The sequence below is a fragment of the Phenylobacterium terrae genome, from assembly GCF_042681205.1.
Lineage (GTDB): Bacteria > Pseudomonadota > Alphaproteobacteria > Caulobacterales > Caulobacteraceae > Phenylobacterium > Phenylobacterium terrae.
Genome location: NZ_JBHUEY010000001.1, coordinates 2,174,722 through 2,193,895 on the forward strand (window position 1 = coordinate 2,174,722; position 19,174 = coordinate 2,193,895).

At 70.5% G+C, this 19,174-nt stretch carries 22 protein-coding genes; 13 read left to right on the top strand and 9 right to left on the bottom strand.

Translation table 11 applies throughout. The features are described from left to right. Positions 1-6: 6 nt before the first annotated feature. Positions 7-648 (bottom strand): DUF47 domain-containing protein, encoded by a 642-nt coding sequence (locus ACFSC0_RS10905; protein WP_377282908.1) that lies wholly within the window; start codon positions 646-648, stop codon positions 7-9. Between the two features lie 74 nt (positions 649-722). Further along, positions 723-1,319 (bottom strand): GTP cyclohydrolase I FolE, encoded by a 597-nt coding sequence (gene folE, locus ACFSC0_RS10910; protein ID WP_377282907.1) that lies wholly within the window; start codon positions 1,317-1,319, stop codon positions 723-725. A gap of 130 nt (positions 1,320-1,449) precedes the next feature. On the opposite strand from folE, the gene gapR reads away from it, so the two are divergent. The 4 genes from gapR to ACFSC0_RS10930 all read left to right on the top strand — a co-directional run bounded on the left by gapR (position 1,450) and on the right by ACFSC0_RS10930 (position 3,656). Further along, positions 1,450-1,716: a nucleoid-associated protein GapR gene (gene gapR, locus ACFSC0_RS10915; RefSeq protein WP_377282906.1), complete on the top strand. Its 267-nt coding sequence runs from the start codon at positions 1,450-1,452 to the stop codon at positions 1,714-1,716. Then, positions 1,713-2,039, top strand: coding sequence for a hypothetical protein (locus ACFSC0_RS10920; RefSeq protein WP_377282905.1), 327 nt, complete (start codon positions 1,713-1,715; stop codon positions 2,037-2,039). The genes gapR and ACFSC0_RS10920 overlap by 4 nt, the downstream gene beginning before the upstream one ends. A gap of 1 nt (position 2,040) precedes the next feature. Further along, positions 2,041-3,204, top strand: coding sequence for a class I SAM-dependent methyltransferase (locus tag ACFSC0_RS10925; protein ID WP_377282904.1), 1,164 nt, complete (start codon positions 2,041-2,043; stop codon positions 3,202-3,204). Positions 3,205-3,290: 86 nt separating this feature from the next. Next, positions 3,291-3,656 (top strand): hypothetical protein, encoded by a 366-nt coding sequence (locus tag ACFSC0_RS10930; RefSeq protein WP_377282903.1) that lies wholly within the window; start codon positions 3,291-3,293, stop codon positions 3,654-3,656. Between the two features lie 131 nt (positions 3,657-3,787). Here the strand turns inward: ACFSC0_RS10930 and ACFSC0_RS10935 are convergent, their stop codons facing one another. Beyond that, positions 3,788-5,251 (bottom strand): sigma-54-dependent transcriptional regulator, encoded by a 1,464-nt coding sequence (locus tag ACFSC0_RS10935; protein ID WP_377282902.1) that lies wholly within the window; start codon positions 5,249-5,251, stop codon positions 3,788-3,790. Positions 5,252-5,470: 219 nt separating this feature from the next. On the opposite strand from ACFSC0_RS10935, the gene ACFSC0_RS10940 reads away from it, so the two are divergent. Then, entirely contained in the window at positions 5,471-7,609 is a 2,139-nt protein-coding gene (locus ACFSC0_RS10940; protein ID WP_377282901.1) for a PQQ-dependent dehydrogenase, methanol/ethanol family, read from the top strand. A gap of 232 nt (positions 7,610-7,841) precedes the next feature. Here the strand turns inward: ACFSC0_RS10940 and rocD are convergent, their stop codons facing one another. Together rocD and ACFSC0_RS10950 are read right to left on the bottom strand one after the other, a co-directional pair. Further along, complete coding sequence (rocD, locus tag ACFSC0_RS10945; protein WP_377282900.1) at positions 7,842-9,062, bottom strand: ornithine--oxo-acid transaminase; 1,221 nt, start codon at positions 9,060-9,062, stop codon at positions 7,842-7,844. An 8-nt stretch (positions 9,063-9,070) separates the two neighbouring features. Beyond that, complete coding sequence (locus ACFSC0_RS10950; RefSeq protein ID WP_377282899.1) at positions 9,071-9,961, bottom strand: dimethylarginine dimethylaminohydrolase family protein; 891 nt, start codon at positions 9,959-9,961, stop codon at positions 9,071-9,073. A gap of 127 nt (positions 9,962-10,088) precedes the next feature. Here ACFSC0_RS10950 and ACFSC0_RS10955 point away from each other — a divergent pair, with 127 nt between their 5' ends. From ACFSC0_RS10955 to ACFSC0_RS10970, 4 genes are all read left to right on the top strand, one after another. Next, positions 10,089-10,511, top strand: coding sequence for an Lrp/AsnC family transcriptional regulator (locus ACFSC0_RS10955; protein ID WP_377282898.1), 423 nt, complete (start codon positions 10,089-10,091; stop codon positions 10,509-10,511). 314 nt (positions 10,512-10,825) lie between these two features. Beyond that, positions 10,826-11,320, top strand: coding sequence for an FAS1-like dehydratase domain-containing protein (locus ACFSC0_RS10960; protein WP_377282897.1), 495 nt, complete (start codon positions 10,826-10,828; stop codon positions 11,318-11,320). Positions 11,321-11,331: 11 nt separating this feature from the next. Continuing rightward, positions 11,332-11,766 carry a MaoC family dehydratase gene (locus ACFSC0_RS10965; RefSeq protein ID WP_377282896.1) on the top strand — a complete coding sequence of 145 codons (435 nt, stop codon included), beginning with the start codon at positions 11,332-11,334 and terminating at the stop codon, positions 11,764-11,766. Between the two features lie 152 nt (positions 11,767-11,918). Beyond that, positions 11,919-12,341, top strand: coding sequence for a group III truncated hemoglobin (locus ACFSC0_RS10970; protein ID WP_377282895.1), 423 nt, complete (start codon positions 11,919-11,921; stop codon positions 12,339-12,341). Here ACFSC0_RS10970 and ACFSC0_RS10975 read toward each other — a convergent pair. Next, on the bottom strand, positions 12,338-12,727 hold the full coding sequence (locus ACFSC0_RS10975; RefSeq protein WP_377282894.1) for a RidA family protein: 390 nt from the start codon (positions 12,725-12,727) through the stop codon (positions 12,338-12,340). The two genes, ACFSC0_RS10970 and ACFSC0_RS10975, sit on opposite strands and share 4 nt — an antisense overlap. Before the next feature lie 23 nt (positions 12,728-12,750). Then, positions 12,751-13,413 carry an HD domain-containing protein gene (locus ACFSC0_RS10980; RefSeq protein WP_377282893.1) on the bottom strand — a complete coding sequence of 221 codons (663 nt, stop codon included), beginning with the start codon at positions 13,411-13,413 and terminating at the stop codon, positions 12,751-12,753. A gap of 72 nt (positions 13,414-13,485) precedes the next feature. Here ACFSC0_RS10980 and ACFSC0_RS10985 point away from each other — a divergent pair, with 72 nt between their 5' ends. Then, entirely contained in the window at positions 13,486-14,079 is a 594-nt protein-coding gene (locus tag ACFSC0_RS10985; RefSeq protein ID WP_377282892.1) for a TetR/AcrR family transcriptional regulator, read from the top strand. A 70-nt stretch (positions 14,080-14,149) separates the two neighbouring features. Next, positions 14,150-15,943, top strand: coding sequence for a M3 family oligoendopeptidase (locus tag ACFSC0_RS10990; protein WP_377282891.1), 1,794 nt, complete (start codon positions 14,150-14,152; stop codon positions 15,941-15,943). A gap of 141 nt (positions 15,944-16,084) precedes the next feature. On the opposite strand, the gene ACFSC0_RS10995 is transcribed toward ACFSC0_RS10990, so the two are convergent. Beyond that, positions 16,085-16,417: a hypothetical protein gene (locus ACFSC0_RS10995; protein ID WP_377282890.1), complete on the bottom strand. Its 333-nt coding sequence runs from the start codon at positions 16,415-16,417 to the stop codon at positions 16,085-16,087. A gap of 154 nt (positions 16,418-16,571) precedes the next feature. Here ACFSC0_RS10995 and ACFSC0_RS11000 point away from each other — a divergent pair, with 154 nt between their 5' ends. Together ACFSC0_RS11000 and ACFSC0_RS11005 are read left to right on the top strand one after the other, a co-directional pair. Continuing rightward, positions 16,572-17,621 (top strand): alpha/beta fold hydrolase, encoded by a 1,050-nt coding sequence (locus tag ACFSC0_RS11000; RefSeq protein WP_377282889.1) that lies wholly within the window; start codon positions 16,572-16,574, stop codon positions 17,619-17,621. A 70-nt stretch (positions 17,622-17,691) separates the two neighbouring features. Further along, positions 17,692-17,931 carry an aa3-type cytochrome c oxidase subunit IV gene (locus tag ACFSC0_RS11005; RefSeq protein WP_377282888.1) on the top strand — a complete coding sequence of 80 codons (240 nt, stop codon included), beginning with the start codon at positions 17,692-17,694 and terminating at the stop codon, positions 17,929-17,931. Positions 17,932-18,061: 130 nt separating this feature from the next. Here the strand turns inward: ACFSC0_RS11005 and ACFSC0_RS11010 are convergent, their stop codons facing one another. Further along, a complete protein-coding gene (locus ACFSC0_RS11010; protein ID WP_377282887.1) occupies positions 18,062-19,117 on the bottom strand; it encodes a M23 family metallopeptidase in 1,056 nt (351 codons plus the stop codon). Positions 19,118-19,174: the final 57 nt, after the last annotated feature.

Genomic DNA, 19,174 nt, shown 5'->3' on the forward strand with positions numbered 1-19,174 from the left:
GAGCGCCTAGAGGTGCTCGATCAGCACGCCGCTGATCCGGTTGGCCACGTCCTCGAAGCGGTCGACCACTTTCTCCAGGTGGTCGTAGATCTCGGCCCCGACGATGAAGGCCATCGGGTCGGCGCGGCCGACGCCCTTGTAGAGGGCGTGCATGCCGGCGTCGTAGAGGTGGTCGGACTCCTCCTCCAGCCGCGTGACCTCCTCGGTCAGCACGTTCAGCCGCGCGGCGTTGGCCCTCATCTGGCGCAGCAGCGGGGTGGATTCCAGGGTGATGTCCGCCGTCTTGACGATGATGTCGCCCATGGTGCGCATGTGGTCCTCGAACTCGCGCACCTCGTAGAGGGTGATCGCCTTGGCGGTCTTGTGCATCTGGTCGACTGCGTCATCCATCGAGGAGATCAGGTCGCGGATGTCCGCCCGGTCGAAGGGCGTGATGAAGGTCCGCCGCACGGCCAGCAGCACCTCGCGGGCGATCAGGTCGGCCTCGTGCTCGTGCTGGGCGATGGCCTGACACCACTTGGGGACCTCCTCGCCGCCGTCCAGCAGCCGGCGCATGGCGTGGGCGCCCTGGCTGAGGGTGCGGGCGTGGCTGTCGAACAGCTCGAAGAAGCGCTCCTCCTTGGGCATGAGCGCCTGAAACCACCGCATCGTCCGTCCCCGCCAGTGCTGCCTACGGGCGCCTTAGGCCTCGGGTGGAGGACTGTAAACCCTCCGAACGCGTCCTATCCCGGCCGGCCCGAGCGGACGAGCTCGAGGAACTCCTGCCGCGTGCGCGGATCGTCCCGCACCTCGCCGAGCAGAGTGCTGGTGGTGAGCAGGCTGCCGGGCGTGTTGACGCCGCGCATGGTCATGCAGCTGTGCTCGGACTGGATCACCACGCCCACGCCCTTGGGCTGCAGGATGTCCTGGATCGCCTCGGCCACCTGCGAGGTCAGCTTCTCCTGGATCTGCAGGCGGCGGGAAAATCCGTTCACGACGCGGGCGAGCTTGGAGATCCCCACCACCCGGTTGCGCGGCAGGTAGCCGACGTGCGCCCGGCCCAGGAACGGCAGCATGTGGTGCTCGCAGAAGCTCACCACCCGAATGTCGGTCAGCACCACCAGCTCGTCGTAGCCGCCGACCTCCTCGAAGGTCTTCTCAAGGTAGGCCCGGGGATCGGCCTCGTAGCCGGAGAACAGCTCGCGGTAGGCCTTGGCCACGCGGCTGGGGGTCTCCAGCAGGCCCTCGCGCTCCGGATCGTCGCCGGCCCATTCGATCAGTGTACGGACGGCCGCCTCCGCGTCGGCCTGGGTGGGGCGGCTTGGCCTAGAATCGGGCATTGCAGGCTCCGCGTCGATCCGTCTCAACGATCCGGCCGCGGCTAAGGTTCATGCGGCGGATGACAGGGGGCAGGCCCGCCGCTAGGTTCCGCGCCTTCTTCATTCCTCGCTCATCCAAGGGGCCCCGCCAATGGCTGATGACAGCTCGAACATCGACGTGCTCAACTCCACGGCGCAGTCCCAGCTCAAAAGCATCATCGAGCGGGTCGAGCGGCTGGAAGTGGAGAAGGCCGAGGTGGCCGAGCAGATCAAGGAAGTGATGGCCGAGGCCAAGGGCAACGGCTTCGACACCAAGATCCTCCGCAAGGTGATCCGCCTGCGCAAGCAGGACCGCGCCACCCGGCAGGAGGAGGAGGCGATCCTGGACCTCTACCTCTCGGCCCTCGGAGAGATTTGAAGCGCAAGCTTCCGGATCGGAAGGCGCAGGCCAAGCGGGCCGCGCTGAACGCGCTTCGGCGCGCCCGCCGCAAGGCCGAGCGCGCCGGCGTCAAGCTTTCGGAGTGGGAAGGCGAGTTCCTCGGCAGCGTCGAGGACCGCCTGAAGACCTTCGGCCGCGCCTTCGGCGATCCGGACAAGGGCGCGCCCGGCGAGGCGCTCTCGGCCCTGCAGCACGTCAAGCTGAAGGAGATCGCCGCCAAGGCGGCCGGCGAGAAGAAGCCGCTCGCGCGCCGCGGCCGCATCCGCGGCAAGCCCAAGGATGTGGCCGAGGATGTTGACTGACATGGCCAACGCGCCCCTGCCGCCCGAGCTGCGGACCTATCTCGCGGTCGGCTTCGAGCGGCTCGCCGAACACCAGCTCACCCTGGCCGGGATGCTGTTCGAACGCGTCCTGGCCGGCGCGCCGGACCATGCGGAGGCGCTGAGGGGGCTGGGGATCACCCTGTTCAGGAAGGGGCGCGGCGAGGAGGCCGTGGCGCGCCTGCGCCGGGCGGCGGAGCTGGGCGGGGCGGAGGCGTCCGGCGACCTGGCGGTCGCGCTGCAGCGCCTGGGGCAGGGCGAGGCGGCCGCGCAGGCCTGGCGGTCGGCCGGGCGCGCGGGCCCGCTCCCGCCCGACGCCGCGTTCTCGGTCGAGCGGGCCGAGCAGGGCTTCAAGCTGTTCGACTACGGCTACACGGCCAAGATCCGCTGGGGCGAGGGGCGGCCGTCCCATCCGCAGCTGGCCGAGACGATCGGCGCCGGGCGCGCGCGCTACCGGGCCCTCCTGGACGGGCTCGGCGAAATCCATCCGGACCTCGAGACCATCCCGCTCGGCGGCGACAACCGCCTGGCCCGGCCCTTCTGGCTGAACGCCTGGTTCGCCTCGCTGGACGCGATGGCGCTGATGCACATGCTTCGCGCGGGGAACCCGGCGCTGTTCCTGGAGATCGGCTCGGGCTTTTCGACGATGTTCGCCCGGGAGGCGGTGCGCCGCTACGGGCTCCGCACCCGGCTGGTCTCCATCGATCCGCAGCCGCGGGCCGAGATCGACGCCCTGTGCGACGAGACCGTGCGCCGGCCGCTGGAGGATTGCGACCTCTCGATCTTCGACCGGCTGGAGGCCGGCGACATCCTGTTCCTGGACAGCTCGCACCGCTGCTTCCAGGGCTCGGACGTGACGGTCTTCTTCCTGGAGATCCTGCCGCGCCTGAAGAGCGGGGTGATCGTCCACATCCACGACGTCTACCTGCCGGACGACTACGTCTCGGGCCACGTCCGCCGGATCTGGAACGAGCAGTACCTGCTGGGCGTGCTGCTGCTGTTCGGCCAGGGCTTCGAGATCCTCTTCCCGAGCTGGTTCGTCACCCAGGACCCGGAGCTCTCGCAGCTCGCGGCCGAGCGGATCTGCAAGGGCGCGCTGAAGGACGTCAGCCTGTTCGGCGCCTCCTTCTGGATGCGCAAGGCGTAAGGCCCAATCTGGGCAGGCGCGCCCATCCACCACAGGCGGCGAACCGCGTTCCCCCGATAGCCTCGGCCCACTGCTGGGGGAGAAAAATGATTCGCTTCGCCATCGCCTGCGCCGTCGCCGCGGCGGCCCTGCTGCCTGTCGGCGCCTGGGCGCTGGAGCCCGCCGAGTCGATGAGCGCCTATCACATGGCCAACCGCTGCTTTGCGGTCATCGACGCCGTCTCGCGCACCCAGCTGCCGTCGGACGCGCGTCAGCGGCTCGACCAGATGCTGTTCTGGGGCGTCGCGGCCAAGACCTTCGGCGACGAGGCCAACGTTTCCACGGAAGATCAGCGCGAGCACATGGAGGCCGCCGCCTCCCGGGCCGACGCCGAAGTCGCCCGCAACGACCCCGGCCCCGAACAGGACCTGGTCGAGTGCGACGCGGCCTTCAGGCTGGCGATGCGGGACTAGGGGGAGCTGGCCCCCTCCACCACGCTACGCGTGGTCCCCCTCCCCCAAGGGGGGAGGAGAATCGATGCGGCGCCGGAGTTCCTCTCCTCCCCCTCTGGGGGAGGGGGACCGCCGAAGGCGGTGGAGGGGGCCTAGGCCGCCTCTTCGGCGCCCTTGACGACATCCTCCAGGCCCTGCTCGCGGACCTTGCGGTAGAGGGTGGAGCGGCCGATGCCGAGGCGGCGGGCGACTTCGCTCATGTGGCCGGCGTAGATCTCGATGGCCAGCTGGATGAGGTCGCGCTCGATCTCCTCCAGGGTGCGCAGGTGGCCCCGCTCGTCGAGGATGCGCACCGGCGCGTCGGCCGGAGCCTCGGCGACCAGCTGCTGGGCGGTCGGCAGGTTGGCCATCGGCGAGCCCGCGGCCTCCGGCATCGGCGCGGCCAGGCCCGAGATCGACGGAAAGTCGTAGGGCTGCAGATAGGGCGCGTCGGCCAGCACGATGGCGCGGTAGACGGCGTTCTCCAGCTGCCGCACGTTGCCCGGCCAGTCGAAGGCGGTCAGGCAGGCCAGGGTCTCGGCCGAAGCGCCGACGACGGTTTTGCCTTCCTCGACGTTGAACCGGCGGATGAAGTGGTCGACCAGGGCCGGGATGTCCTCGCGACGCTCGCGCAGGGACGGGGCCTCGATCGGGAAGACGTTCAGCCGGTAGAACAGGTCCTCGCGGAACCGGCCTTCCTTCACCGCCTGCGACAGGTCGCGATTGGTGGCCGAGACGATGCGAACGTCCACCTTGACGCTGCGCTTGGCGCCGATCGGGTCGATCTCGCTCTCCTGCAGCGCGCGCAGCAGTTTGACCTGCATCTCGAGCGGCAGTTCGCCGACCTCGTCGAGGAACAGGGTGCCGCCGTTGGCCTCCTGGAACTTGCCCAGATGCTTGTCGGTGGCGCCGGTGAAGCTGCCCTTCTCGTGGCCGAACAGGATCGACTCGACGAGGTTCTCGGGAATGGCGCCGCAGTTCACGGCGACGAACGGCTTGCCGGCCCGCTCGGACGAGCCGTGCACGGCGCGGGCGATGACCTCCTTGCCGACCCCGCTCTCGCCGGTGATCAGGATCGGGATCGACGACTTGGCCGCCCGCTCGCCCATCCGCCGGACCAGCTGCATCCCCGGGCTGGTCCCGACCATGTCCTGGAAGGTGAAGCGGCCGCTGGCGTGCTTCTTCAGCCGCTCGACCTCGCCCTTCAGCGCGCCCATGGAGAGGGCGTTGCGGATCGAGACCATGATCCGCTCGGGGCTGGCCGGCTTGACGAAGAAGTCGGCGGCGCCGGCCTGCATGGCCTTCACCACCGTGTCGATGCCGCCCTGGGCGGTCAGCACGATCACCGGCTGGGAAAAGCCGCGGGCGCGCATCTCGGCCAGTGTTTCCTGCCCCGATAGGTTGGGCATGACCAGGTCCAGCAGGATCAGGTCGACCGCCGCACCCGACGTCAGGTGGGAGATCGCCTCATCCCCGCTCTCGGCGTGGGCGACGGAGAAGCCGTCCCGCTCGAGAACGGCCTGGATCAGCCGGCGCTGGGTCGGGTCGTCGTCGACCACCAGGACGGTCTTGCTCATCTGAAAACACCCACCGTGAAACTCTGCTTGCCCATCTCTGGACCGCGGTCCGGACGAGGCTCGTTGTGTCGTGGTGATACAGCCGGTGGGGTAAAGGGCGGGTTTCGGAGAGCTGAGTCAGGGGTTAACGCGGCGTCGTGGCTTGCGGCGCCGCTTCGTGCGCGCTTCAGTGGCTTTCGACGAGGCCGCGACAGACCGGCCGGTCGGGGAGAGGAAGTCATGCGAGCGACCAGGTTCATCTTGGTGGTCGCGGCCGTTCTCGTGGCCGCCGCCTGCCAGCGCGGCGAGGACGCCGCAGCGCCCCGCGGCGTCGACCAGGCGCGGCTCGAGGCGGCCGAAGGCAACGCCGAGTGGCTGTCCTACGGCCGCAGCTACTCGGAGCAGCGGCACAGCCCCCTGACGCAGGTCAACGCCGAGAACGTCGGCCAACTGGGCCTGGCCTGGTACGCCGAGTTCGACACCGACCGCGGCCAGGAGGCGACGCCCCTGATGGTCGACGGGGTGCTCTACACCACCACCGCCTGGTCCAAGGTCTACGCTTTCGACGCCCGCACGGGGCAGCTCAAGTGGTCGTTCGATCCCAAGGTGCCCGGCCAGAAGGGCATGGACGCCTGCTGCGACGTGGTGAACCGCGGCGTCGCCGTCTGGAACGGCAAGGTCTATGTCGGCGCCCTCGACGGGCGGCTGATCGCCGTCGATGCGGCCACCGGCAAGCCGGTCTGGAGCGTCCAGACGACCGACACGTCCAAGCCCTACACGATCACCGGCGCGCCCAGGGTGATCAAAGGCAAGGTCCTGATCGGTAACGGCGGCGGCGAGTACGGCGTGCGCGGCTACCTCTCCGCCTACGACGCCGAGAGCGGCCAGCTCGCCTGGCGCTTCTACACCGCCCCCAACCCGCAGGGCCTGCCCGACAACGCCGCCTCCGACAAGGTGATGGCCGAGAAGGCCGCCGCCACCTGGTCCGGCGAGGGCTGGAAGCAGTCCGGCGGCGGGGCCACCGTCTGGGACGCCATGGCCTACGACCCGGCGCTCGACATCCTCTACGTCGGCGTCGGCAACGGCTCGCCGTGGAACCACCAGGTCCGCTCGGACGGGGTGGGCGACAACCTGTTCGTCTCCTCGATCCTGGCGCTGAAGCCCGACACCGGCGCCTACGTCTGGCACTACCAGACCACCCCCGGCGAGACCTGGGACTACACCGCCACCCAGCACATCATCCTGGCCGACCTCAACATCGGCGGGCAGGTCCGCAAGGTGCTGATGCAGGCGCCGAAGAACGGCTTCTTCTATGTCCTGGACCGCGCCACCGGGCAGCTGATCAGCGCCAAGAACTATGTGCCGGTGACCTGGGCGACCAGCGTCGACGTCCGCACCGGCCGGCCGGTCGAGAACCCGGCGGCCCGCTACCAGAACGCCCCGGCGATCCAGATGCCGGCGCCGTTCGGGGCCCACAACTGGCACCCGATGGCCTTCAACCCCAAGCACGGGCTGGTCTACATCCCGGCCCAGCAGGTCCCGTTCGCCTACACCAACGCCGCGGCGGACTATTCCTACCGGCCGGGCGCCTGGAACACCGGCCTCGACTTCCTGGCCAACGCCCTGCCGACGGACCAGGCGGTGCTGGCCGCCACCAAGGCGATGATCAAGGGCCAGCTGATCGCCTGGGACCCGGTGGCCCAGAAGGCCCGCTGGACCGTCGACCACCCCTACTTCTGGAACGCGGGCGTGCTGACCACCGCCGGCGACCTCGTCTTCCAGGGCGCGGCCCAGGGCGAGTTCTCGGCCTACCACGCCGGCACGGGCCAGAAGCTTTGGACCTACAAGACCACCAACGGCGTCATCGCCGCGCCGATGACCTACGAGCTCGGCGGCGAGCAGTATGTGGCCATCATGGTCGGCTACGGCGGCGCCGGCGCCCTCTCGGCGCCCTTCGTGCTGCCGGATCGGCCGAGGCTCCCCGGCCGCCTGCTGGTCTTCAAGCTCGGCGGGACCGCCAAGGCGCCCGAGTACGAGCTGCCCGAGCGGGCGAAGCTCGACCTCACGGCCGTCTCCTCCACCGGCGACGTGCGCCGCGGCTTCGAGCTCTTTCACATCAACTGCCAGGTCTGCCACGGGCCCAACGCCTCGGGCGCCTTCCTGCCCGACCTGAAGGCCTCGCAGATGCTGCTCTCGCCCGAGAGCTTCCACTCCGTCCTGATCGACGGCGCCCTGGCCCCCCGCGGCATGCCCAGCTTCAAGGCCTTCCTCACCCCCGCCGAGGCCGAGGACCTGCGCGCCTACATCCTCTCCGAGGCGAAGGGGCAGCCCGTCCCCGCGGTCCCGGCTCCGAAGGGCGGCCCTGCGCCGAAGACGTAGGGCGGGCGAACCCGATCCCGGGCGTCCGCCGGGATGAGCGGTGTTGGGAAGTCCGGTGCGTGAGTCCGCGTTCAGCGGACACCTCTGCCGTGAGATCTATGGCGGGAAAGGGCAGGGGGCCCTTCCTGTCACCGCCGGGCTTGTCCCGGCGACGCAGCCCGTTGCGGCGGTGGCGGACCCATCAGGATGGGTGGCCGGCACAAGGCCGGCCATGACGGGGTAAAGAAGGCCCCTACGCCCTCAGCACCGCCTCGAACTGCTCGGCGATCCAGTCGGCCTGGTCGGCGGTCAGCACCAGGGGCGGGGAGATGCGGATGGTGTGGTCGTGGGTGTCCTTGCAGAGGATGCCCCGGTGCTGCAGCGCCTCGCAGTAGGGGCGGGCGCCGCCCAGGTCCTCGGTAAGCTCCAGGGCCAGCATCAGGCCGCGTCCGCGGACCTCCTTGACCTTGTCGCTCTTGATGGAGGCCAGGTTCGCCTTCAGCCGCGCGCCGATGCGCTCGGAGTTGCCGATCATGTCCTCCTCGATCAGCACCTTCAGCGCCGCCCGGGCGACGGCGCAGGCCAGCGGGTTGCCGCCGAAGGTCGAGCCGTGCTCGCCCGGCTTGATGGCGCTCATCACCTCGTCGTTCGAGAGCACGGCCGAGACCGGGTAGAAGCCGCCCGAGAGCGCCTTGCCGACCAGGGTCAGGTCCGCCTCGATGCCCTCGTGCTCCTCGGCCAGCAGCTTGCCGGTGCGGCCAAGGCCGGTCTGCACCTCGTCGCAGATCAGCACCACGTTGTGCTTCGTGCAGAGCTCGCGGGCGGTCTTCATGTAGCCGGCCGGCGGGACGATCACCCCGGCCTCGCCCTGGATCGGCTCGACCAGGAAGGCGACCGTGTTCTCGTTGATCGCCGCCTCCAGCGCGGCCGCATCGCCGTAGGGCACGGGCACGAAGCCGGGCGCGAACGGGCCGAAGCCGCGGTAGGTGGAAGGGTCGGACGAGAAGCCCACCACCGCCAGGGTGCGGCCGTGGAAGTTCTGCTTGCACACGATGATCTCGGCCCTGTCCTTGGCGACGCCCTTGACCTCGTAGCCCCACTTGCGGGCGACCTTCAGGGCCGTCTCCACCGCCTCGGCGCCGGAGTTCATCGGCAGCGCCTTGTGGCTCTTGGTCAGGGTGCAGAGCTCTTCGTAGAACAGCGGCAGCTGGTCGTTGCGGAAGGCCCGCGAGGTCAGGGTCAGGCGGCCGGCCTGCTCGACCATCGCGGCGACGATCTTCGGGTGGCAGTGGCCCTGGTTCACCGCCGAGTAGGCGGCCAGGCAGTCCAGGTAGCGCTTGCCGTTCACGTCCCAGACGTAGACGCCCTCGCCGCGGGTCAGCACGACGTCCAGCGGCTTGTAGTTGGTGGCGCCGTAGAGTGTCTCCAGCGCGATCAGGTCGGCGGCGCGGTCTCGGGTCAGGGTGTCGGTCATGGCGGGCCTCAGGCGTTGGCGGCGAGGGGAAGGGACGGGCGGGAGCGGGCGGCGGCGTGGTCCAGGCGCAGGGTCATGCAGAAGGCCGCGCCGCCGGAGAGGATGAAGGGGGCCAGGTCGATCTCGACGACGCGGTAGCCGCGCTCGGTCAGGATCGCCTTCAGCCGCGCTGGGGCCTTGGCCATGATCACCGTCCTGCCCAGGCACACCGCATTAACGCAGAAGGCGGCGGCCTCGTCGGGCGCAGCCTCGATCCGCTGGTCGGGATCGGTGAAGGCCGCGATGGCCGCCCGGCCCGCCTCTGTGAAGGCCGGCGGGAAGTAGAGCGCCTCGCCGCCGGGCAGCGGGCAGAAGCAGGTGTCGAGGTGGTAGAACTGCTGGGTCGCCAGCTCGAGCGCGACCACCTCCTGGCCGAACACCTCGGCGATGACGGGAACAGCCTCCTTGGAGGAGCGGGGGCCGTACCCCGTCCAGAACAGCTGGCGGTGGGCGTCCCAGTGGGCGTCGCCGGCGCCTTCCTGGAAGAGGCCGTCGGGCAGGGAGACGATCTCGTCGATCATCCGCCGGGCCCTCAAGGCCTCGAACGCCTCGCGGAACGGCGCCTCCTCGCCCTGGCGCTCCGGATGGCGGAAGCGGGCCATCAGGGCCGTGCCGTCCAGCACCACGGCGGCGTTGGCCGGGAAGACCATGTCCGGCAGCCCCGGCCGGCCGGGCAGGATCTCCACCTGGGCGTCGGCCGCCTGCAGCGCCGCACACAGCGCCGCCGAGGCGCCTCGGGCGGCCTCAGCGCGGGACTGGGCGCACTCGGCCCAGGCGTCCGGGCGCATCCACGGATTGATCTGGTAGCTGACCTCGTAGTGACCGGGATCGGTCATCAGGATCAGCGGACGGCTACTCATACGCATCACCCCAAGCCACAACGGGATGACCCAAGCATGCCGGGCAGTTCAGCTAGCGAAAAGCTGCACTGTTGCGCGAGATTCGTCTCAGATTTGACAATTCGCCAGCAAGTGCTGTCATTCCGGCATGGACGAGACCGACCGCAAGCTGGTCAGCCTGCTGCGCGCCAACTCCCGCGAATCGATCTCCAGCCTGGCCGCCCAGCTGAAGGTCTCCCGCGGCACGGTGCAGAACCGCATCGACCGCATGCTCGCCCACGGCGACATCCAGGCCTTCACCATCGCCACCCGGCCGGACGTGGAGGACCAGCGGATCCGCGCCATCATGGCCATCAACATCGAGGGCGAGCGTTCGGCCGCGGTGATCAAGGCTCTGCGCGGCTTCAAGCAGGTGGAGGCCATCCACTCCACCAATGGCCGCTGGGACCTGATCGCCGAACTGGCCTGCGAGAACCTCGGCGAGTTCGCCCGCACACTCGACGACATCCGCCTCATCGAAGGCATCGCCCAGACCGAGACCAACATCCTGCTGGCGACGCAGAGGTTCTAGCCTCCTCTCCCCCGAGCCGAAGGCCGAGGGGAGAGGATCGAGGAGAGGGGGGGAGCGGCGCGTCCGCCGTGAGGCGGTCGAACGAGTCCCGCAGACGCCCGCCCGTTTCGCCCGGCCATCCAGCGTTCGGAACACACTCCGCTCCGCCCCTCTCCCGGCCTCTCCCCTCGCGCTTCGCGTCGGGGGAGAGGAGGGCGGGCGGCCGCCGGTGACCGGTCGCCGCCGCCGGCGGCCACCTGTCACCCATCCGATTGCGCCTCTCCCTGCCCGCTGCTTAGCTGCCGCCAACGACAACGACGGTGGAGGAAGACGCGATGGCGCAGGGCGTGGACACCCTGGTCACTCCGGAACTGCAGGAGGCCAAGGGCAAGTGGGGCGGGGAGCGGGTCAGCCCGCCGATCGGGGCCTCGGACATCCGCAAGTGGGCGATCGCCACCTACTGGCCCGAGACGCCGCCGCGCATCTACTGGGACGCAGAGTACGCCAGGACCACCCGCTGGGGCGGCGTCATCGCGCCCGCCGACTTCAACCCCTTCGCCTGGCCGGTGGAGCGGCCGAGGATCGCCATGGGGAGCGGCGCCCCGCGCAAGGACGGCCTGCGTCTGACCAATATGAACGGCGGCCAGACCGACACCTACGGCGTCCCCATGCGTCCCGGCGACGTGATCACCTCCAAGACCCGCCTCTCGGACTTCAACGAGCGCCAGGGCCGCTTCGGCCTGATGCTCTACTCGTTCCGCGAGACCGAGTGGACGAACCAGAAGGGCGAGTTCGTCCGTCGCCGCATCTCCACGTCGATCCAGTACTGAGGGGCCGCAAGATGACCGTGAACGTCTACTTCGAGGATGTGAAGGTCGGCGATGAGCTGCCCAAGTGGAGCCGCACGACCGACTACATGCACTGGAACCGCTATGCCGCGGTGAACGACGAGTTCGTCCCCTTCCACATGGACGACGAGGCCGGCCGCCGGGCGGGCAACGAGAAGGGCGGCTTCGGCATGGGCAACCTGCGCTACGCCTACCTCGTCAACGCCCTGCGCGACTGGATCGGCGACGAGGCCGAGATCCGCGAGATCGGCTGCCAGTACCGGGCCATCAACCAGAAGGGCGACACCCTGACGGTGGTCGGCAAGGTGGTGGAGAAGGGCGCGGTCGGCGGCGAGAACCAGGTCCGCCTGGAGACCAACGTCCTCAACCAGAACGGCGAAGCCACCTGCCCGGGCCACGCCGTCGTGGTGCTGCCGAGCCGGGGCTGACTATCACCGTCATCCCGGCCGCAGCGAAGCGGAGAGCCGGGACCCAGGGCGCACGGCTGCTGGGTCCCGGATCGGCCTGCGGCCGTCCGGGATGACGGATAGGTAGAGTTCCGGAATTGGATGCGGGCCGGATCAGCGCCATATGCGGGACCATGACCGCCCAGGCGCCCCGCAAAGACCGCACCCAGATCGCCCCCGGCTACGCCGCCGGGGTGACCGAGGAGATGATCGCCGAGCTGGTGCACGCCTTCTATGCGAAGGTCCGGGCCGAGCCGGTGCTGGGGCCGATCTTCAACCAGGCGGTGGACGACTGGGACGAGCACCTGGAGAAGCTCTGCGACTTCTGGAGCTCGGTGCTGCTGATGACCGGCCGCTTCAAGGGCCGACCGATGGCCGCGCACGTGCAGGTGCCGGACATCCAGCCCGCCCACTTCGCCCGCTGGCTCGAGCTGTTCCGCCAGACGGCCCGCGAGGTCTGGCCGTCGCCGGCGGCGGAGCTCGTCGTGGAGAAGGCGGAGATGATCGGCCGCAGCCTGCAGATGGGTATCGCCGTCAGCCGCGGCGAGCTGCCCTAAAGCCCGTTCCGCGCCGTCCTGGCCGTCACCTCGATCTCGATCTTCATCCGCGGGTCGGCGAGCCCCGCCGCGAACATCGTCGCCGCCGGACGCACCTCGCCGAACGCCCGCCGCAGCGCCGGCCAGCAGGCGGGGAAGTCCTCCGCGTTCGGCAGGATGTAGCGCACCCGGACAACCTGGCTGAGGTCCGAGCCGGCCGCCTCGAGCGCCTGTTCGATGTTGCGCAGGGCCTGTTCGGTCTGTTCGGCGACGTCGTCCGAGATCCGCATGGTGGCGTAGTCGAACCCGGTCGTGCCGGAGACGAAGACCCACTCGCCGTCCACCACGGCGCGCGAGTAGCCGATGTCGCGCTCGAAGGGCGATCCGGAAGCGATGAGCCGGCGCAAGGGGCGTCCTTCCATGGCGGTGGTCATTCGTCGAACGGGGCGGCGGCCATGAGCTGCTCGAAGGTCGGGCAGGCGAAGCCGTGGATGTGGGCCCGTCCGAGCTCGGCGGTGAAGGTCAGCGCCTGGGCCTGAGGCTTGCGCCGGCAGACCTCGAGCATCAGCCGGTGGAACTGCGTCTTGCACTGCAGCCTGGGCCAGGCGTCCAGCACCTCGGCCACGTCATCGGGCGAAATGAGGGACATCCCCAGCCCGCACACGTCGGCGCCCGCGCCGATGTGCACGAAGGCGATCTCGGCCTGCTTCCGGACGGCGATGCCGGGCGAGGTGTGCAGCGCGATCGCGTCCCAGACGACGTCCGCCTCGGCGTCCGAGAACCCGTGCTCGAGCGCGAAGGCGCGGGCGGCGTCGGCGCCGTCCACCTCGAACCGCTGCGTCGGGGTCATGAACGGCTCCAGCAGGCCGAGGTCGTGGAGCGCCGAGGCGATGAAGGTCAGCTCGGCGTCGCAGGCCATCCCCTGCCGGGCCATCAGCAGCCTGCCGAAGGCGTAGGTCCTGAGGCAGTGATTGTAGAGGAATCCGGGGCTGTGCTCGGCGCACAGCCGGGCGGCGGCCTTGGCCGCGGCGGTGTCGGGCACCGCCACCCCGGCGACGGATTTCGGAAGCGCGGCGACGATTTCGGCCTGCATGGGCGGGCTCCTCTCTGGACGGCGGAGTCCTCCCATGCCAAAATAAGTGAGTCAACTCACTTGGAATATTCCATGGCGCAGCAACGAGGCCGAAGGCGCAGGGAGAAGCTGCTGGCGGCGGCCGAGGCCCTGTTCCGCGAGAGCGGCGTGGGCGGCGCCACCCTGGCCCAGGTGGCGCAGCGGGCGGGCGTCCCGGCGGGGGGCGTGTTCTATTACTTCCCCACCAAGCAGGCGCTCTGCGCGGCCGTCGCGGACCGGCACCAGGGTTTCTTCGCGGCCTTCCTGAGCGGCCTGGACCAGGCGCTGGACGAGCCGGCCGCCCGGCTGGGCGCCTTCCTGGACGGCGCCGACCGCATCGCCAGGGACCGCGCCCAGCTCGGCTGTCCCGTGGCCCAGCTGGCCGCCGATCTCAGCCATGAGGGCCTGGATGCGGCCCCGGCGGCCCAGGTCTTCCGGGACATGCTCGCGTGGCTGGAGCGGCAGTTCCGCGCCGCCGGCCTCGACGCCGCCGCGGCCAGGTCGGGCGCCGTCCACCTGATGGCCGGCACGCAAGGCGCCTTCGCCCTCGGCTTCGCGCTGCGCGACGAAGAGGTCATCCGCGACGAGGTGGCGGCGCTGCGGCGCTGGCTGGCCGACGCCCTGGCCCGCGCACCGCAGGCGTCCTAATCGCCGCCGAACGCATCTCCCGGGCGCGAACCCCGTCGTTCCGATCCGCGCCATCGGTTATACCGGCCCCATGAACGCGCCATTCAATCCCGACGCCCTGCCGCAGTGGCGGCTCGACGACCTCTACGCCGGCCGCGAGGACCCGAAGATCGCCGCCGACCTGGCCGAGGCGAGGACCGCCGCCGAGGCGCTCGCCGAGCTGGAAGGCAAGCTGATCGAAGCCCGCGCCGACGCGGCCCGCCTGGGCGGTCTGCTGGACGAGGGCGTCCGCCTCTACGAGCGCGGCGCCAACCTGCTGGGCGCGGTCGGCGCCTTCGCGGGCCTGGCCGCCTCCACCGCCCGCGACGATCCGGCCTGGGCCAAGTTCGAGGCCGACCTGCGCGCCCGCACCGCCGAGATCGCCTCTCTGGCCCTGTTCTTCACGCTGGAGATCAACCAGCTGGACGACGCCGAGCTGGACGCGGCGCTCGACGCCTATCCGAAGGCGGGGATCTGGCGGCCCTGGCTGCGCCGCGTGCGGCTGTCGCGGCCGCACGAGCTGAGCCCCGACCTGGAGCGGATCCTGCTGGACCGCAGCCCGGCGGTGGCCAACTGGGTGCGTCTCTACGACGAGACCCTGGCCCGGCTGACGGCCAAGGCGGGCCGCGACACCCTGACCCTGCCGGAGGCCCTGAACCGCCTCTCCGATCCCATGCCCGAGCGGCGCAAGCAGGCGGCCCAGGGGCTTGCCAAGGCGCTGGCCGAGCGCACGCCCGTGCTGTCGCTGGCCCTCAACACCCTGGCCTTCGAGAAGCAGGTGGAGGACCGCTGGCGGCGCTATCCGACGCCGGCCGCCTCCCGCCACATCGCCAACGAGGTGGACGCCGACGCGGTCGACGCGCTGGTCGCCGCGGTGGTGGAGTCCTATCCGGCCGTCAGCCACCGCTACTATCGGCTCAAGGCCAAGGTGATGGGCCGGTCCAAGCTCGACTACTGGGACCGCAACGCCCCGCTCGACACCAGCGCGCCCCGCACCTTCACCTGGAGCGAGGCCCAGTCGATGGTGCTGGACAGCTTCGCCGCCCTGGCGCCCCGCTTCGCCGATAGCGCCCGCAGCTTCTTCGCCCAGCCCTGGATCGACGCCCGGCCCCGGCCCGGCAAGCAGTCGGGCGCCTATTCCCACCCGGTGACCTCGGACAAGCACCCGTACGTGTTCATGAACTACATGGGCGAGCGGCGGGACGTGCTGACCCTGGCCCACGAGCTCGGCCACGCCGTCCACCAGACCCTCTGCGCCCCGCTCGGCACCCTGCTGGCCGACACCCCGCTGACCCTGGCCGAGACGGCCTCGATCTTCGGCGAGGGGCTGGTGTTCGAGCGGCTCCTGGCCGAGGCGACGCCCGACGAGCGACGCGGCCTCTTGGCCGGCAAGATCGAGGACGGGCTGAACAGCGTCTTCCGCCAGATCGCCTTCCACCAGTTCGAGACCGAGTTCCACGCCCGCCGGGCGCAGGGCGAGCTGTCGCCCGACGAGATCTCGCAGCTGTGGATGAAGGTGATGGGCGACAGCCTGGGGCCGGCCATCCGGCTCAACCCCGGCTACGAGCACTACTGGGCCTACATCAGCCACTTCGTGCATGCGCCGTTCTACGTCTACGCCTACGCGTTCGGGGACCTTTTGGTGCGCGGGCTGATGGAGAAGCGGCGCGAGGACCCGGCCGGCTTCGCCCCTCTCTACGAGGAGCTGCTCGCCGCCGGCGGCACCCGCACCTACGTCGAGGCGCTGAAGCCCTTCGGCCTCAATCCCCGCGAGAAGGCCTTCTGGGCCGCCGGCGTGAAGCAGATGGAGCGCCTCGTCGACGAGTTCGAGGCGTTGGTTTCGTGACCTCTCCCCGCAAGGCGGGGAGAGGGTAGGGTGAGGGGGCGAGCCGGCGGAGCCGGCGAGTTCAGGTCAGCGCCGCTCTAGGCGGAGAGGCCCCCCTCACCCAACCCTCTCCCCCCGCTGAGCGGGGGGAGAGGTCTAGGGTCAGTACCCCGAGGCCGGTGCGGCCGGAGTGGTCGTCGTCGGAGCGGTCGTGGTCCCCGGGGCGGCGGGTGCTCCGGAGGCGGGCGCGGCCGGGTCCATGGTCGGGGCGGTGCTGGTGGTCGCCCCGCCCGCCGCGGCGGCGGCGGCGGCCTCGTCGGCGGCGGCCTTGAGCTGGGCGTCGGTCACCTGTTCCGGCGGCGCCTCGGTGGACACCTCGGCCTCGGAGGTGGCGGTCTCGCTTTCGGCTTCGCGCCCGCCGCAGGCGGAGAGGGCGCCGGCGAAGGCGACGGCGGCGGCCAGGCCGAGGATGCGGGCAGGCTTGTACGAGGTCATGACGAGCTCCTGTTCAATCACGAATGCGAGAGGTCAACGGCCGGGGCGCCGCCGCGGTTGCGGCTGAGCTGTGACTCCTGGGCGCTTGCCATTTCTCAAACGCCCGTTAGTCAGCATCCGCATTCTTTTGTGCGATAGCGAGGGGTAGCGGCTGATGGCCGAAGACGCATCGCCGGCCGTCAAGCCGGAAGCCTTCGACGACCGCCCGGTCCACACCGAGCCCGGAGAGCTGCCGCCGGAGGTGCAGTCGCCCCTGGCGCCCTTCGAAGGGCGCGAGCCCGAGGCGCCCCAGTGGTTCAAGGACGCCATCGCCCAGGAGCCGGAGCGCCGGTTCGTCGAATCCCTCGGCACCAGGATCGAGTTGCTGACCTGGGGCGAGATCGGCAAGCCCGGCCTGCTGCTGGTGCACGGCAACTCGGCGCACGCCGACTGGTGGAGCTTCATCGCCCCGTTCCTGGCCCAGGACTACCGGGTGGCCTCCATGTCCCTGGCCGGCATGGGCGCCTCGGACTGGCGCGAGACCTACGCCTTCCAGGACTTCGCCGAGGACGCGGAGGCCTGCGCCCGGGCGGCGGGGCTGTACGAGGGCGGCCGCAAGCCGATCTACATCGGCCACTCGTTCGGCGGCTCGCAGGTGTTCTTCGCCGCGGCCAGCCATCCGGACCGCATGCACGCGGCCGTGCTGGTGGACACCGGCTTCGGCGGCCCGCCGCCGGCCCAGCAGAAGGAGATGGAGCGCCGGGCCGAGCGGGTGCGCAACATCCCCACCACCGACCGGGCCAACCGGGTCTACCCGGACATCCCGACCGCGCTGAAGCGCTTCCGCTTCATGCCGCCGCAGGCGCCGGGCCACCTGTTCGTCGCCGACTACATCGCCCGCAAATCGCTGAAGCAGGCGCCTCTGGAGGACGGCTCGGGCATGGGCTGGACCTGGCGGTTCGACCCGGCCATGTGGAACAAGCTGGACCGCACGGCGATGAACCGGCTCTCCGAAGGCGGCCGCCCCGTGGTGAAGGTGCCGATCGCCCACATCTACGGCGAGAAGTCCGGCGTGGCCCAGCGGCGCCTGCAGGGCGGGGGATCGCCGCTGCCCGAGGACATGATCCAGATCGCCATCCCCGATTCCAACCACCACATCATGGTCGATCAGCCGCTGGCCCTGGTGGCCGCCCTTCGGGCGCTGCTGGCGGCCTGGCCGGCTTGAGCGGCGCGGCGCTCTCGTGTAGCACCCGGCGCAAGTTCGACAGTTCAGACGAAAGAGACGACGTAAGCCCATGGCCGGACCTGCCTCCGACTACCACCGCGGCGAGATGGACATCTCGGAGCAGACCTCGACCTTCCACCTGGTCATGGCCCTGACCAAGTGGGGTTCGCTGGCCACCGCCGTGGCGGTGCTGTTCCTGACCCTGCTGTTCTGCACCAAGACCGGCTTCCTGGGCTCGGCCTTCGTGGCGGTCGTGGCGACCGCGATCGGCGTGCTGGTGCTGCGCGAGCGGCCCGGCGGCGGCCACTAGCCGACCCCCGAAAAGCGAAAGGCCGGGCCGCGAAGCTTGTGCTTCTACGACCCGGCCAAAGCGACACAGCCATGGAGAGCTAGGCTGACGCGCCCAGCTTATCCCAGACCGTGGCGCTACGGAAGCGGTCTCAGAGACTGATTTCGAAGGTCTTTCGCACGGCCTCCTGGCCGTCGCCGCGGACCACCCGATAGGTCGCCTGGTAGCGGCCCTGCGGCCAGCCCTCCTGCGGCCGCTTCTTGCCGACGAACATCATGTGCTGGGCCCGCGCCCGCGGCATCGGCTCGGCCTTGCCGGCGGCCAGGACGGCGCCGGCCGGCCCGCGCAGGACCAGCTCCTGCACATCGCCGGGCTCCAGGTTGATGGCCCGCACATAGGCCACGAGGGCGGGCGCGTCGCCGCCGGCCGGGGGCAGGGCGCCGGCCTCCAGGGCCTCCATCTGCACGGCCTGCGACGTGAAGCCGGTGTTGAGCACCGTCTGGCGCTTGTAGGCCATCTGGGCCATCGCCCCTGGGTCCCACAGGGCATCCTGCGCCCGGCAGGTGTCGCCGCCGGCCGGGGCGAAGGGGTCCACCACGGTTCCCGCGCGGCGCACGGTGATGTGCAGGTGCGGATACTCGGTCATGCCGGAGAGGCCGATCCGCCCGATCGGCTCGCCCGCGGCCACCGTCTGGCCGGGCTGCACCCTCAGGCTCCCCTGGGCCATGTGGCAGTACTGGGTCTCCCAGCCGCCGCCGTGGTCGATGACCAGACCGTTGCCGCAGTCGCGGCCGTCCACGGCGCCGGTCCCGCTCTGCCGCACCGAGACGTCCGGCATGTCGTCCCGGACCCGCAGCACCGTCCCGGCCGCCGCCGCGAGCACGTCGACGCCGCGCTTCTGGGCCGCCAGGTCCGGCAGGCGGATGTCGACGCCGCCGTGGTCGGCGTAGGTGCGGCTCAGGCACATGTAGTCCTTCACCCCCGGCCCGGGGTCGCGGTCGACATAGTTCTGCACTTCGCAGCTCTCCCCGACCTTGCAGGCGACCGGGAAGACCAGCCGTGGGGCCCCGTCGGGGGGCGGGGCGGCCGTCGCCGCGGCCGGAGCCGCCGCCTGCGCCGCCGGGGCGTCCTTGCCCGATCCGTCCGAGGCGGCCGGCGAGCAGCCGGCGACGACGAGCGCGAGGAAGGCGAGATGGCGAAGGCGCATGCTGGGTCTCCCTGGCGATGTGGGCGCGAGGCTGGCCAGACCGGCGGACGGAAGTGT